This window comes from Janthinobacterium darwini (assembly GCF_051380905.1).
In the GTDB taxonomy this organism is placed as follows: domain Bacteria; phylum Pseudomonadota; class Gammaproteobacteria; order Burkholderiales; family Burkholderiaceae_D; genus Janthinobacterium.
Genome location: NZ_JBNYXX010000001.1, coordinates 785,944 through 798,902, shown reverse-complemented (window position 1 = coordinate 798,902; position 12,959 = coordinate 785,944). Strand labels below are relative to the sequence as shown.

Here is a 12,959-nt window from a genome sequence, read left to right as displayed (position 1 = left end):
TTATCTTTAAACGACCTGGTCGAGCGATTTGCCCTTCAGGGCAGTGCGCACGCTGCGGTCCATGCGGCGCGAGGCGAAATCCTCGGTGCCGTCGGCCAGCGCTTCGATCGCCAGCTTCAATGCCTGGTGGTCGACGGCGCCGCTTTGCGATTGCACAATGGCGTCGCGCACCTTGTTCATCAAGCCATCCACTAGCACGCGCTCCGCGTCATCGAGCAAGCTGCCGTCTTCATCGAGGGCCGACTGCGTGGCAAGCAGGATGCGCTCCGCTTCCACCTGCTCTTCGCGCAACGCGCGCGCCACCATGTCGACGTCGGCCGAGGTGTAGGAATCCTGCAGCATGCGGGCGATGTCGTCGTCGCCCAGGCCGTAGGCAGGCTTGACGCTGATCGACGCTTCCACGCCCGAGCGCAGTTCGCGCGCCGAAACGGACAGCAAGCCATCCGCATCGACTTGATACGTGATGCGGATGCGCGCGGCGCCCGCCACCATCGGCGGAATGCCGCGCAATTCAAAACGCGCCAGCGAACGGCAATCGCTCACCAGTTCGCGCTCGCCCTGCAACACGTGTACGGCCAGGGCCGTCTGGCCATCCTTGAACGTCGTGAACTCCTGCGCGCGCGCACAGGGAATGGTCGAATTGCGCGGGATGATCTTTTCCACCAGGCCGCCCATGGTTTCGATGCCCAGGGAGAGCGGGATCACGTCCAGCAGCAGCCAGTCGTCGCCGGCGGCGCGGTTGCCGGCCAGCAAGTTTGCCTGGATGGCCGCGCCCAGCGCCACCACTTTATCAGGATCGATATTCGCGTGCGGCGTCGTGTGGAAGAATTCGCTGACGGCACGCTGCACGTGCGGCATGCGCGTGGCGCCGCCCACCATCACCACGCCATCGACGTCGTCCGCATCCACGTTCGCGTCGCGCAAGGCTTTCTTGATGGCGTTCATGGTCTTGCCCACCAGGTGCTGCGTCATGGCCGCAAATTCCGTCGCCGTGATGCGCAGGTGGATCTCTTCGCCCGAGTTCAGGGCCGCGTCGATCATCGTTTCCGACTTGGTCGACAATGTTTCCTTGATTTCGCGCGCTTTCACCATCAGGATCGCCGTGTCTTCATCCGACAGGGGCGCCAGCTTGGCGTGTTCGCTGATCCAGCAGAACAGGCGGCGATCGAAATCGTCGCCGCCCAGGGCCGAATCGCCGCCCGTGGACAGCACTTCAAAGACGCCCTTGCTCAGTTTCAGGATCGAGATATCGAAGGTGCCGCCGCCCAGGTCATACACGGCGTACACGCCTTCGGAGGCGTTGTCGAGGCCATACGCAATGGCCGCGGCCGTGGGCTCACTCAGGAGGCGCAAGACATTGATGCCGGCCAGCTGCGCCGCATCCTTGGTGGCCTGACGCTGCGCGTCGTCAAAGTAGGCGGGCACGGTGATCACGGCGCCGACCAGGTCGTCGCCCAGCGAATCTTCCGCGCGCTGGCGCAGGGTGGCGAGGATTTGCGCCGACACTTCGACGGGACTTTTCACGCCGGCCACGGTTTTCAGCTGCACCATGCCAGGCGTATCCTGGAAGTCGTAGGGCAGGTTTTCCGCGTAGGCGATGTCGGCCAGGCCGCGGCCCATGAAGCGCTTGACCGACACGATGGTGTTCTTCGGGTCGGTGGTTTGCGCGGACAGGGCCTTGTAGCCGATGTTCGCATGGCCGTTCGGCAGGTAGCGCACGACGGAGGGCAGCAAGGAGCGCCCGTCCTCGTCGTTGAGTACCTCGGGGATACTGTTGCGGACAGTGGCGACCAGGGAATTGGTGGTGCCCAGATCGATGCCGACGGCCAGGCGGTGCTGGTGCGGCGCGGTCGACATGCCTGGTTCGGAAATTTGCAGAAGTGCCATTGTATTCGTGCCTCGATTAATTTTTTGCGTGATGCTGCTGATGCCTGTCGCGCATTATAAGACGCGTGCCAGACTGGCGCTTGGCACGCGGGTCAAGCGATCAGCCAGTCAGGCTTCCATGGCTTCGTATGCAAAGCGGACTTCCTCGCCGAATTTGTCCAGGAACATCAGGGCGCGCACGCTTTGCGCGGCGTTCACATAGTCGCCCCCGTCGAGCTGGGCCGCCACCTGGGCCAGCAAAGCCTTGCGTTCGCCGCGCAGCTGGCGATCCAGGGCGTCGAGCGCGTCGGCATCCTTGCCGGCACGGGCGTCGCCCAGCTCTTCGCGCCATTCCATCTGTTGCATCAGGAAGCTGACGGGCATGGCCGTGTTCGATTCCGTCTGCAAATCGACGCCATTGAGCTCGCACAGGTATTGCGCGCGCTTCTGCGGGCTTTTCAGGGTTTGATAGGCTTCATTGGCGCGCGTGGCCCATTGCATCGCCACGCGCTTTTCAGCGCTGCTGGCGTTGATGAAACGGTCCGGATGGACCTTGCCCTGCACGTCGCGATAGGCCGCGTCGAGCGCGCTCATGTCGAGCCCGAACTGCGCCGGCAACTGGAATAATTCGAAATGGTTTTGCATAATTGTCGGTGGTCGCTGTACCGCAATCGATGGGTACAGCGCACCGACCGGGGTCTTGCCAGCTGTTTAAATCCTGAAGGACTCGCCGCAGCCGCAGGCGTCTTTTTCGTTCGGATTGTGGAACTTGAAGCCTTCGTTCAAGCCTTCGCGCGCGAAATCGAGTTCCGTGCCATCGATGTAAGGCAGGCTTTTCGGGTCGACGAATACCTTCACGCCGTGCGATTCGAAGACGCTGTCTTCGGCCGCCACTTCATCGACATATTCGAGCTTGTAGGCCAGGCCCGAGCAGCCCGTGGTGCGCACGCCAAAACGCAGGCCCATGCCCTTGCCGCGCCGTTCGATATAACGGTTGATGTGTTTCGCCGCTTTTTCGGTCAGTGTGATCATGTATTTCTCCGCAACTGCCCCGGCCTTGCGGCTGGGGCGGGCTGCCAACGTTTAAGCTGCTACTGGATGGCGGGTCTGGTAGTCCAGAACAGCTGCCTTGATGGCGTCTTCCGCTAGGATGGAGCAGTGGATTTTCACTGGCGGCAGGGCCAGTTCTTCGGCGATCTGCGTGTTCTTGATGGCCAGCGCCTGGTCCAGGGTCTTGCCCTTGACCCATTCGGTCACCAGCGAGCTCGACGCGATGGCCGAACCGCAGCCGTAGGTCTTGAATTTCGCGTCTTCGATCAGGCCATCGGCGCCGACCTTGATCTGCAGCTTCATCACGTCGCCGCAGGCAGGCGCGCCCACCATGCCGGTGCCGATGGTTTCATCACCCTTGTCGAAAGCGCCCACGTTGCGCGGGTTTTCGTAGTGATCGAGTACTTTGTCCGAGTAAGCCATTTTGATGCTCCTTTAATATGCTTGCCGGCCCCGTGAGCGGGACCTGCGTGATGGTTAGTGTGCCGCCCATTGGATCGAATTGATGTCGATCCCTTCCTTGAACATGTCCCACAGGGGCGACAGCTCACGCAATTTGTGTACTTTCGATTTCAGCAGGTTCACGGCGAAGTCGATGTCTTCCTCGGTCGAGAAGCGGCCGATGGTGAAGCGGATCGAGCTGTGCGCCAGTTCGTCGCTGCGGCCCAGGGCGCGCAGCACATACGATGGCTCCAGGCTGGCCGAGGTGCAGGCCGAACCGGACGACACGGCGATATCCTTGATGGCCATGATCAGCGACTCGCCTTCGACGTAGTTGAAGCTGACGTTCAGGTTGTGCGGCACGCGGTGGTCCATGTCGCCGTTGATGTAAACTTCCTCAATCTCTTGCAAGCCCTTGGCCAGGCGGTCGCGCAAGGCCTTGATGCGGCCGATTTCGCTGTCCATCTCTTCCTTGGCGATGCGGAACGCTTCGCCCATGCCGACGATCTGGTGCGTAGGCAGGGTGCCCGAGCGCAAGCCGCGCTCATGGCCGCCACCGTGCATTTGCGCTTCCAGGCGCACGCGCGGCTTGCGGCAGACGTACAGGGCGCCAACGCCTTTCGGGCCGTAGGTCTTGTGCGCCGTAAAGGTCATCAGGTCGACCTTGGTCTTTTGCAGGTCGATGACGAGCTTGCCCGTCGCTTGCGCGGCGTCGCAATGGAAGATGATGCCTTTCGAGCGGCAGAACACGCCGATCTCGTCGATCGGCTGGATCACGCCGATTTCGTTGTTCACCAGCATCACCGACACGAGGATGGTGTCCGGGCGCACGGCCGCAGCCAGTTGCTCGACAGTGATCAGGCCATTGTCCTGCGGTTCCAGATACGTTGCTTCGAAGCCGATGCGTTCCAGTTCGCGCACCGTGTCGAGTACCGATTTATGCTCGGTCTTGACGGTGATGATGTGCTTGCCCTTGGTCTTGTAGAACTGCGCCGCGCCCTTGATGGCCAGGTTGTTGCTTTCCGTCGCGCCGGAAGTCCAGATGATTTCGCGCGGATCGGCGTTCACCAGAGCCGCCACGTAGCCGCGTGCCTCTTCCACGGCTTTTTCCGCCGTCCAGCCATACATGTGGCTGCGCGACGCCGGATTGCCGAACTGCTCGCGCAAGTAAGGAATCATCTTGTCGGCGACGCGTGGATCAATCGGCGTAGTGGCCGAGTAATCCATATAGATCGGAAAATGCGGTGCGGTTTCAAAGTGCACTTGGCCTACGTTTTTTTCAGGGGCGTTCATCAATAACTCCAATGCAATCAGCAACTTAGTATTTTATAATGTTCAACCGACGGCGGCGTGATTACGGTGCATCACCATCACGCTTTGTTCGGCAATCTTTTGTCTCTGCTGGTCGACCAGGTCCTGCAAGGACACAGAATCCAGATAGTCGACCATTTTTTCGTTGAGCGTGGACCACAATTCATGCGTCATGCAGCGTGCCCCCGTTGCCGCATCGGCGCCGTGGCAATGTTCCTTTCCGCCGCACTGCGTGGCATCGAGCGGCTCATCGACGGCGATGATGATGTCGGCCACCGTCACCTTGTCGGCACGGCGCGCCAGGCTGTAGCCGCCGCCGGGGCCACGAATCGATTCGACGATCTCATGGCGGCGCAACTTGCCAAACAGCTGTTCCAGGTAGGACAGGGAAATCGACTGGCGCTGGCTGATGCCGGACAAGGTGACCGGTCCCTTGCCCTGGCGCAGGGCAAGATCGATCATTGCAGTCACGGCAAAACGGCCTTTTGTAGTCAGACGCATACATCCTCGGTCAACTGTTCAATAACTGGTTTAAAATATCGCGGCTTTTCAACTTCTCAAACCCTGAGTAGTTGAATGATTTAGTCAAGTATAACAAATTCGGCGGGGTTTGTCAGAGCGCCCCTCGAAGACCACAGGGCTGGCAGGGGCATGGCCGGCCGCGCCAGGCGCGGCGGCATCAGGAAAACAACATTACGGAAAATCGCTGGCATCCTCACCCGCGCAGGGCTGTCCGTACTTTCATTAATTCAAAACCCAGCAAGTTCAAACCATCCCAGCGCGATGGATCGCCGATACGCGGATTGTCCGACGCCAGGCCCACGCCCCAGATGCGATCGACGGGACTGGCTTCGACGATGACGCGCTCGCCCGTGCCCAGCAAAAACTTGCGCAGCGCGGCTTTTTGCGAGAACTTGGCAAAGTTGCCATCGAAGACGATGCCGGCGCGCGCCGCCTCCCAGACCCTGGCGTCAAAGTTCGCCACTTCGCGCCCCAGCTTTTTCACTTCCGACGGCCGCCCGGCCGCCACGATACGCGCCTGCACGGCCGTGTCACCAAACAGGGCCGCCTTTTGCGCCATCATGTAGTGCTCGGCCGTCGCATACGTCACGCCAGCGAGGCTGAATGGCGACGGAAACCACTGGCTGAAGCAGCTTTTGTCGGGCACCTGCGGCTGTGCTGGCGTGTGCCCCCAGAAATACAGATAGTCGGGCACGCCGCCCGCCTCTATCCATGCCTTCAATTCTTCCACATTACTAATTTGCATATTCCCCGCACTTCCGCCAGACAGGCGCCAATTCAAGCACGCAATAGTTGCATCGGACCAAACAATGCCTGCATGTCACGATTGCCGATAAAGGACAGATTATACGGATGTTCCGCCGTCACCTGCGGCAAGGATGCCGCCACCGGCAGGCGCTTGATGAGCTCGGCAATCTTGCCCCACAACACCAATTGCGGCGCGGCCGCCCCGCCCTGCTGCGCCAGCGCTTCCAGCACCACTTGCAAGAAGGGCAGCCAGCCGCGCGCATCCTGCGCGGGCGGCACGTGGGAACGGAACACCAGCGCCGCGTTGAGCAGCAAGAAGCCCTGCTCCGTCATCTTGCGCTGCAAGTCGGGCAGGGTCTGGATCACGCCGCTGCCCGGCAGTTGCGCGGCGGCCGCCACGGGCGCCATGGCCATGCCGGACGTGTCGCCTCCCTGCAACTGACCATCGGCCACCAGCAGCATCTTCATGAAGTTGCGCAAGGAGGTGGCGCGGTTGACGGGCTTGGACAGGCCTGTCGCCGACCATAAACTGCCGACGGCGCCATCCATGAAGCACACGCCCGTGGCGCTCTCAGCGCGCGGATACGGCCCCTCACCCACCAGCACGTAGCGCACCTGCTCCAGCGGCAAGGCAAAGGCGGCGAACAGCCGGCCCTGCGTGGGCAGATAATCGTCAACAGCCAGCGCCGGCAGGTAGGCGGGATCGGCCGCCATCACGGCGTGCAAGCCGCGCAGCAGGACGGGACGCCAGGAAGGATGCGCCAAGGACAGGGCATCGATGATGCCGGAAGGAACGGTGGTAGCAGTCATGGCGCGGGAAGTATTTGGACAAACGCAAATTGTAGCGCACCGGCAAGCTGGCATTGACTGCCCCACATCAAGCACGCATAAAAAATCCCCGGCCTGTTGCCAGGCCGGGGATTTTTGAGTGCGCTACATCAAGTCTATTCGGCGTCAGGCTGCTGCGACGGATGGGCAGCGGCAAACGCAGGCAAGCCGGCGCAATGCGCATGGATGCGCACCACGCGCGGGTACGGCGCCAGGTCGATGGCGAAACGCTGCGCATTGAACACTTGCGGCACCAGACAGCAATCGGCCATCGTCGGACTGTCGCCATGGCAGAACAGGCCCGTGCCGGCAGGGTCGCCCTGCGCCAGCAGCGCTTCCACGGCCGCCAGTCCCTCGGCCATCCAGTGGCGGTACCACTCCTGCTTGGCCTCGTCCGACAGGCCAAGCGTGTTTTTCAGGTATTTCAGGACGCGCAGATTCGTCAGCGGATGGGCGTCGCAGGCGATCGCCAGCGCCAGCGCGCGCACGCGGGCGCGTCCCAGCGCGTCCGCCGGCAACAGCGGCACGCCAGGACGCGTCTCGTCGAGGTATTCGAGCATCGCCAGCGACTGCGTCAGGATGGCGCCGTCGTCATCGAGCGCCGGCACCAGCGCCGACGGGTTGACGGCGCGGTAGGCTGGCAGCAGCTGCTGGCCGCCATCCTGCAGCAGATGCACGGGAATGCTGTCGTAAGCGATGCCCTTCACATTGAGGGCGATGCGTACGCGGTAGGCTGCCGAACTGCGGAAATAGGTGTACAGCTTCATGCTCATGGCGAGGCGTCCTTTCAGGCGCGGCCGGCGTACAGCGCGACCGTCTGCTCGATGCTGCCGAAGATGCTGGCGCCAGCCGCGTCGCGCATCTCGATGCGCACCGTGTCGCCGAACTTCAGGTACGCCGTCTTTGGCGCGCCGTGTTCGATGGTTTCATACATGCGCACCTCGGCCAGGCAGCAATAGCCCACGCCGCCATTGTCGATGCTGGAACCGAACAGATTGCCCTGCTTGTTCGACACGGTACCGGAACCGACGATGCTGCCGGCGCCCAGTTCGCGCGTCTTCGCCGCATGGGCGACCAACTGGGCGAAGTTGAATGTCATGTCTTCGCCCGCATTCGGCTTGCCGAAGGGCTTGTCGTTCAGCTCCACCAGCAGCGGCAGGTGCAGCTTGCTGTCCGACCAGTCGGCACCCAGTTCATCGGGCGTGACGGCGACGGGCGAAAACGCGCTGGCCGCCTTGGACTGGAAGAAGCCAAAACCCTTGGCCAGTTCGCCCGGAATCAGGTTGCGCAGCGAGACATCGTTGACCAGCATGACCAGGCGAATCGATGCCGCCGCATCGGCCACGCCGGCGCCCATGGCCACGTCGCCCGTAATCACTGCCACTTCCGCTTCCAGGTCGATGCCCCACTCTTCCGACAGGGCGAAGATCGGGTCGCGTGGGCCGATGAAACTGTCCGAGCCGCCCTGGTACATCAGCGGGTCCGTGTAGAACGAGGCTGGCACTTCCGCGTTGCGCGCCTTGCGCACCAGTTCCACGTGGTTGATGTAGGCGGAACCGTCGGCCCACTGGTAGGCGCGCGGCAGCGGCGAGTGGCACAACGCTGCATCAAACGGCTGCGCGTCCGGCGCCTGGCCCGCGTTCAGGTCGGCGTAGGCCTGTTCCAGCTTTGGCGCGACGGCGTCCCAGTTGTCGAGTGCCGCCTGCAGGGTGGGAGCGATGGCGGCCACGCGCTGATACTGGCGCAGGTCGCGGCTGACGAGGATCAGGGCGCCGTCGCGGCTGCCGTTTTTCAGGGTTGCGAGTTTCATGGTATTCCTTGTTCGGTGGTTGTTTCAGAAGGTATCGGTCTGCGGCGCTCAGGCTTCGGCCGGCGCGTGCATCCAGGCGGCGTGTTTCGGCGCACGGCGCGTCTGCGACCATTCTTCCAGCATTTCCCATTTGACGGCGTCCAGTTTGGCCATCATTTCCGGCGTGCCCACGTTGGCTGCCAGTTCCAGGCGGTGACCGTTCGGGTCAAAGAAGTAAATCGACTGGAAGATCGCGTGGTTGACAGGGCCCAGCACCTCGATGCCTGCGGCCACCAGGCGCTCCTTGGCGGCCAGCAGTTCTTCCATGCTGCCCACTTCCAGCGCCAGGTGCTGCACCCAGGCGGGGGTATTGCGGTCGCGGTCCATCGGCGGCTGCGTCGGCAGTTCAAAAAAGGCCAGCACATTGCCCTGGCCCGCGTCGAGGAAGACATGCATGTACGGGTCCGGCGCCTTGGTCGACGGCACCAGGTCTTCGGCGATGGCGAGGACGAAATTCATGTTCAAATGCTTGACATACCACTCGACGGTTTTCTTCGCGTCGATGCAGCGGTAGGCGACGTGGTGGATTTGCTTGATTTTCATGGTCTGTCTCCAATGGATGCGCTCAGGGCGCGATGGCTGGCGTGTTTTTCAGCTTTTCACCATTAGAATCGAGTTACAGCTATCATACAAACAATTTTTAACCATTGATTTATCGGATTATCTTATGAGTCCTAGCCTGCGACAGATGCGCGCCTTCGTGGCGCTGGCCAAGACCGGCAGTTTTACCCTGGCCGCCGAATACCTGCACGTGACGCAGTCCGCCTTGAGCGGCTTGATCAAGGAACTGGAAAGCGTGCTGGGCGTGCGCGTGGTCGAGCGCAGCACGCGCAAGACGCAGCTGTCGGAAATCGGCCGCGAACTGTATCCGCTGTTTGAAAAGATGATCGAGGATCTCGATGGGACCATGGCCGGCATCGCCCAGCGCAAAGCCCTGAAAACGGGCATGGTGCGCATAGCAGCGCCGCAGATGATGGCGTGTACCCTGCTGCCGGAAGTGATCGCCGCGTACCGCCAGGCCCATCCGGATGTGCAGCTGCGCCTGGTCGACTGCCCCGTGGAGAATGTATCGAGCCGTGTCTTCAGCGGCGAAGTCGATTTCGGCATCGGCCCCGAGCGCGATCCGACGGCGGAAATTGCCGCGCAAGTACTGTTCGAAATGCCCTTCGTGCTGGTCTTCCCGGAGCAGCACCCGCTGCAACAGAAAGACCGCGTCACCTGGGCCGACGTGGGCGACTACCCGTTCATCTCGCTGCAGGGCCAGTTTACGGAACGCCTGCTGCGCGACATGCACGGCAGCTTCCGCGACCTGTCGCTCAATCCCTACAATGAAGTCACGTTCATGACAACGGCGCTGGCCATGGTCAGCGCCAACCTGGGCATCACGGTCTGCCTGCCGTATGCAGAACCGATGGTCAAATTATATAAATTGCAGATGCGCGCCCTGCACGAGCCGGAACTGACGCGGCGCTTTTTCGTCTACACGAAGACGGGCCGTTCGCTGTCGCCGGCGGCCGAAAGCTTCATGGCCTTCCTGTTCCAGTTCGTCGAGACGCACGAGTGGAATGTGGGCGCGGGCGGCGACGCGGCACGCGATAGCCTGCCAGCGGGCAACCCTGCGGGCAGCGCTTTATAATGGCGCATCGCCCCTTTGCAAACACGCCATGACCCAGCCTGACCAGCACGACCTGTCGCCCATCGACGCGGCCACCATCGCCATCAACCAGCGCATGAACAAATTCGACGGTCATGAACAAGTCTGGCTGTTCGGCTATGGCTCCCTGATCTACAAGGCGGACTTTCCCTATATCGAGCGCCGCCCGGCCAGCATCGCCGGCTGGACGCGGCGCTTCTGGCAGGGTTCGCACGACCATCGGGGCACGCCCATGGCGCCGGGCCGGGTCGCCACCATCGTGCCGCAGGCGGGCGCCGTGTGTGACGGCATGGCTTACCTGATCACGCCCGAAGTCTTCGCCCACCTCGACCACCGCGAAAAAAATGGCTACCTGCGCCTGGCCACCGACATTAGCTTCGAGGACGGCGGCAAGGTCGAAGGCCTGGTGTACATCGCCAACGAGGAAAACGCCGCCTTCCTCGGTGCCGCCCCGGAACTGGACATCGCGCGCCAGATCGCCCGATCAAACGGCCCCAGCGGCCCGAACAGCGAATACCTGCTGCACCTGGCCAGCGCCCTGCGCGAGCTGGGCAAGAACGACCCGCACGTATTTGCCATCGAGCAACATCTGGCGCAACTCCAGACACCTACCCAGCACAGCGCCGCAGCACACCCCTGCAGCAACAGCACTGACGCTGGTGTAACTTAAAACAGATCCAGCTGCCCCGCATTCGCCCCTTTTGCCTTGTTCCCCAACGGCGGCACCACCAGCGGCCGGCGGAACTGCGTGCAATCGAGCTGCTTGAAACGCCCCCCCTTGCCGTGCAGCCCCAGCCGATGCACGGCCTTTTCAAAGCGCTGGTGGATGAGGTCGGCCCATACGCCTTCGCCCCGCATGCGCGCGCCGAACGCGCTGTCGTAATCCTTGCCGCCACGCATTTCGCGCACACGGTTCATCACGCGCTGGGCCCGCTCCGGGAAGTGCGCCTCCAGCCATTGCTGGAACAATGGACTCACTTCCCACGGCAGGCGCAGTACCACATAATGGGCGTGGATCGCGCCCGCGTCGCGCACGGCTTCAAGCAGTTGCTCGATTTCCGGCTCCGTCACGAACGGAATGATGGGCGCGATGCTCACGCCCACGGGAATGCCCGCCTCCGTCAGGGTGCGGATGGTGCGCAGCCGCCGCGCCGGCGCGGCCGCGCGCGGCTCCAGGGTGCGCGCAATGGCAGGGTCGAGCGTGGTGACAGTGACGGCCACGGCCGCCAGGCGCCTGGCCGCCATGGGCGCCAGAATGTCGATGTCGCGCTCGATCAGCGACGATTTTGTGATCAGCGCCACGGGATGCTCGCACTCGTGCAGCACTTCCAATACGCGCCGCGTCAGCTGCCGTTCGCGTTCACACGGCTGATACGCATCGGTATTGACGCCCACGGCGATCGGTTCGGGCACATACGATGGCTTGGCCAATTCGCGCCGCAACAGTTCGGGGGCGTTCACCTTGGCATAGATGCGGCTCTCGAAATCCAGGCCCGGCGACAGGCCCAGATAGCTGTGCGTGGGACGGGCAAAGCAATAAATGCATCCGTGTTCACAGCCCCGGTACGGGTTCAGCGACACATTGAAGGGCAAGTCGGGCGAAGCATTGCGCGTAAGGATGGTGCGCGCCTGCTCGTCGCTGACCTGCGTCTTCCAGCCCGAAGCGACCTCCTCCCCGGCCGTTTCATCCAGGCCACCCACGCTCCAGCCGTCATCGAAACCGGCGCGCGCATGCGCCTCGTAGCGCCCTTGCAAGTTCGACACGGCTCCGCGCCCCTTGTGAGCTTTCAGCGATTGCGGCGGCAACATGGCTTGCCCGGCGAAGCTGTCATCGTACTCTGGAATGATTGCTTTCATGAACGGCCCCATTAACTGTATATACGTACAGTATACTATGCCGCTGCGCGGGCAAGATCAAGGGCTGGCGTGATGCCATTTCACGCTTTTTCAGCATGCTGCATGACATAACTCAACTGCTGCGCGACAAAACCGTCAAATGCCGTGATCAAGGGAACGAAACGGGGTGCATCCTGCTCCAACTGCATCAAGGCATAGCATGTCGCTTCCAGGGTCGATAACTGGTCTGGCGCGTGTGCCTTGCGGATCAGGTAATGGGAAGCGGGCGTATCGCGCAAGGGCAGGCGCGGCAACTGTTGCAAGCGGGGATTCAGGTACACCATCTTGCGGCTCTTGCGCCAGGTGGCGTCCAGCACCACCAGCTGCAAGCGGGCCGGATCGAGCAATGTGGCGGGGTCGAGCGCAGGCGGCGGCGCGATGCCCAGCGAACGATCGCCTGGCGTATCCGGGTACAGCAGCACAGCGTGCTTGTCGGCCAGCAATGCGGCGAGCGTGTCAGGGGCAAACTGCTCGCCCGTCAGCATGCGGCTGTTGGGCAGGCTCAGGTGCAGCAAGCGGGCGCTGCCCTTGGCGTTGTGGACTTCCAGCGGATGCTGCAGGATCAGCACGTCCACCGCGTGGGCAACGGGGGTGATCCAGCGGCAGATGCAGCTGCTTTCGGCGCGCAGACAGCTTGGACAGCGCGCGCGTTTGGCGGTTTCAGCCAGGGAGGAGGATGCAGCGGTATGGCTGGAGCTAGAACTGGAGGTACGGCGGGTGGTCATGGCGGAGCGCGTTCGCGGCTGTCTTCAAGCCGCGATTGTAGCGCCCGCGCCATGCCACGGGGAGTCTGCG

Annotated in this window: 15 protein-coding genes; 2 read left to right on the top strand and 13 right to left on the bottom strand. The window is 62.4% G+C overall.

Annotated features, from left to right (window positions below; translation table 11 throughout):
- Positions 1–6: 6 nt before the first annotated feature.
- The 11 genes from hscA to ACQ4WZ_RS03545 form a co-directional block, all read right to left on the bottom strand.
- Complete coding sequence (gene hscA / locus ACQ4WZ_RS03595) at positions 7–1,887, bottom strand: Fe-S protein assembly chaperone HscA (protein WP_101482113.1); 1,881 nt, start codon at positions 1,885–1,887, stop codon at positions 7–9.
- A 108-nt stretch (positions 1,888–1,995) separates the two neighbouring features.
- Positions 1,996–2,511 (bottom strand): Fe-S protein assembly co-chaperone HscB, encoded by a 516-nt coding sequence (gene hscB / locus ACQ4WZ_RS03590; RefSeq protein ID WP_101482114.1) that lies wholly within the window; start codon positions 2,509–2,511, stop codon positions 1,996–1,998.
- Positions 2,512–2,577: 66 nt separating this feature from the next.
- Positions 2,578–2,898 (bottom strand): iron-sulfur cluster assembly protein IscA, encoded by a 321-nt coding sequence (gene iscA, locus ACQ4WZ_RS03585; protein WP_010399774.1) that lies wholly within the window; start codon positions 2,896–2,898, stop codon positions 2,578–2,580.
- Positions 2,899–2,949: 51 nt separating this feature from the next.
- Positions 2,950–3,339 (bottom strand): Fe-S cluster assembly scaffold IscU, encoded by a 390-nt coding sequence (iscU, locus tag ACQ4WZ_RS03580; RefSeq protein ID WP_076567031.1) that lies wholly within the window; start codon positions 3,337–3,339, stop codon positions 2,950–2,952.
- A gap of 54 nt (positions 3,340–3,393) precedes the next feature.
- Positions 3,394–4,650, bottom strand: a complete 1,257-nt coding sequence (locus ACQ4WZ_RS03575; RefSeq protein WP_133990121.1) for an IscS subfamily cysteine desulfurase — start codon at positions 4,648–4,650, stop codon at positions 3,394–3,396.
- Between the two features lie 42 nt (positions 4,651–4,692).
- Positions 4,693–5,169, bottom strand: a complete 477-nt coding sequence (iscR, locus tag ACQ4WZ_RS03570) for a Fe-S cluster assembly transcriptional regulator IscR (RefSeq protein WP_101482116.1) — start codon at positions 5,167–5,169, stop codon at positions 4,693–4,695.
- A 214-nt stretch (positions 5,170–5,383) separates the two neighbouring features.
- Entirely contained in the window at positions 5,384–5,935 is a 552-nt protein-coding gene (ybiA, locus tag ACQ4WZ_RS03565) for a riboflavin biosynthesis intermediates N-glycosidase (protein WP_101482117.1), read from the bottom strand.
- A 32-nt stretch (positions 5,936–5,967) separates the two neighbouring features.
- Positions 5,968–6,747, bottom strand: a complete 780-nt coding sequence (locus tag ACQ4WZ_RS03560; protein WP_436572597.1) for a uracil-DNA glycosylase family protein — start codon at positions 6,745–6,747, stop codon at positions 5,968–5,970.
- Between the two features lie 134 nt (positions 6,748–6,881).
- Positions 6,882–7,532 carry a maleylacetoacetate isomerase gene (maiA, locus tag ACQ4WZ_RS03555; protein ID WP_101484644.1) on the bottom strand — a complete coding sequence of 217 codons (651 nt, stop codon included), beginning with the start codon at positions 7,530–7,532 and terminating at the stop codon, positions 6,882–6,884.
- 20 nt (positions 7,533–7,552) lie between these two features.
- Positions 7,553–8,575, bottom strand: a complete 1,023-nt coding sequence (locus tag ACQ4WZ_RS03550; protein WP_101482119.1) for a fumarylacetoacetate hydrolase family protein — start codon at positions 8,573–8,575, stop codon at positions 7,553–7,555.
- 48 nt (positions 8,576–8,623) lie between these two features.
- Positions 8,624–9,157: a VOC family protein gene (locus ACQ4WZ_RS03545; protein ID WP_070224143.1), complete on the bottom strand. Its 534-nt coding sequence runs from the start codon at positions 9,155–9,157 to the stop codon at positions 8,624–8,626.
- Between the two features lie 124 nt (positions 9,158–9,281).
- Between ACQ4WZ_RS03545 and ACQ4WZ_RS03540 the strand changes: the two genes are divergently transcribed.
- Both ACQ4WZ_RS03540 and ACQ4WZ_RS03535 read left to right on the top strand, forming a co-directional pair.
- Positions 9,282–10,250 (top strand): LysR family transcriptional regulator, encoded by a 969-nt coding sequence (locus tag ACQ4WZ_RS03540; protein WP_436572596.1) that lies wholly within the window; start codon positions 9,282–9,284, stop codon positions 10,248–10,250.
- Between the two features lie 61 nt (positions 10,251–10,311).
- Positions 10,312–10,938, top strand: a complete 627-nt coding sequence (locus ACQ4WZ_RS03535; protein ID WP_436573852.1) for a gamma-glutamylcyclotransferase — start codon at positions 10,312–10,314, stop codon at positions 10,936–10,938.
- Here ACQ4WZ_RS03535 and ACQ4WZ_RS03530 read toward each other — a convergent pair.
- Positions 10,935–12,125: a PA0069 family radical SAM protein gene (locus tag ACQ4WZ_RS03530; protein ID WP_436572595.1), complete on the bottom strand. Its 1,191-nt coding sequence runs from the start codon at positions 12,123–12,125 to the stop codon at positions 10,935–10,937. The genes ACQ4WZ_RS03535 and ACQ4WZ_RS03530 overlap by 4 nt on opposite strands.
- Before the next feature lie 80 nt (positions 12,126–12,205).
- Positions 12,206–12,889 carry a tRNA-uridine aminocarboxypropyltransferase gene (locus ACQ4WZ_RS03525; protein WP_436572594.1) on the bottom strand — a complete coding sequence of 228 codons (684 nt, stop codon included), beginning with the start codon at positions 12,887–12,889 and terminating at the stop codon, positions 12,206–12,208.
- Between the last annotated feature and the right edge of the window lie 70 nt (positions 12,890–12,959).

Bases quoted from the DNA above. Each gene is read 5' to 3' on its own strand.
- ACQ4WZ_RS03550 (WP_101482119.1), bottom strand. From the start codon at position 8,575: ATGAAACTCGCAACCCTGAAAAACGGCAGCCGCGACGGCGCCCTGATC.
- hscB (WP_101482114.1), bottom strand. From the start codon at position 2,511: ATGCAAAACCATTTCGAATTATTCCAGTTGCCGGCGCAGTTCGGGCTC.
- ACQ4WZ_RS03540 (WP_436572596.1), top strand. From the start codon at position 9,282: ATGAGTCCTAGCCTGCGACAGATGCGCGCCTTCGTGGCGCTGGCCAAG.
- ACQ4WZ_RS03575 (WP_133990121.1), bottom strand. From the start codon at position 4,650: ATGAACGCCCCTGAAAAAAACGTAGGCCAAGTGCACTTTGAAACCGCA.
- ACQ4WZ_RS03560 (WP_436572597.1), bottom strand. From the start codon at position 6,747: ATGACTGCTACCACCGTTCCTTCCGGCATCATCGATGCCCTGTCCTTG.
- ACQ4WZ_RS03525 (WP_436572594.1), bottom strand. From the start codon at position 12,889: ATGACCACCCGCCGTACCTCCAGTTCTAGCTCCAGCCATACCGCTGCA.
- ACQ4WZ_RS03545 (WP_070224143.1), bottom strand. From the start codon at position 9,157: ATGAAAATCAAGCAAATCCACCACGTCGCCTACCGCTGCATCGACGCG.
- iscU (WP_076567031.1), bottom strand. From the start codon at position 3,339: ATGGCTTACTCGGACAAAGTACTCGATCACTACGAAAACCCGCGCAAC.
- iscR (WP_101482116.1), bottom strand. From the start codon at position 5,169: ATGCGTCTGACTACAAAAGGCCGTTTTGCCGTGACTGCAATGATCGAT.
- ACQ4WZ_RS03530 (WP_436572595.1), bottom strand. From the start codon at position 12,125: ATGAAAGCAATCATTCCAGAGTACGATGACAGCTTCGCCGGGCAAGCC.
- hscA (WP_101482113.1), bottom strand. From the start codon at position 1,887: ATGGCACTTCTGCAAATTTCCGAACCAGGCATGTCGACCGCGCCGCAC.
- maiA (WP_101484644.1), bottom strand. From the start codon at position 7,532: ATGAAGCTGTACACCTATTTCCGCAGTTCGGCAGCCTACCGCGTACGC.
- ybiA (WP_101482117.1), bottom strand. From the start codon at position 5,935: ATGCAAATTAGTAATGTGGAAGAATTGAAGGCATGGATAGAGGCGGGC.
- iscA (WP_010399774.1), bottom strand. From the start codon at position 2,898: ATGATCACACTGACCGAAAAAGCGGCGAAACACATCAACCGTTATATC.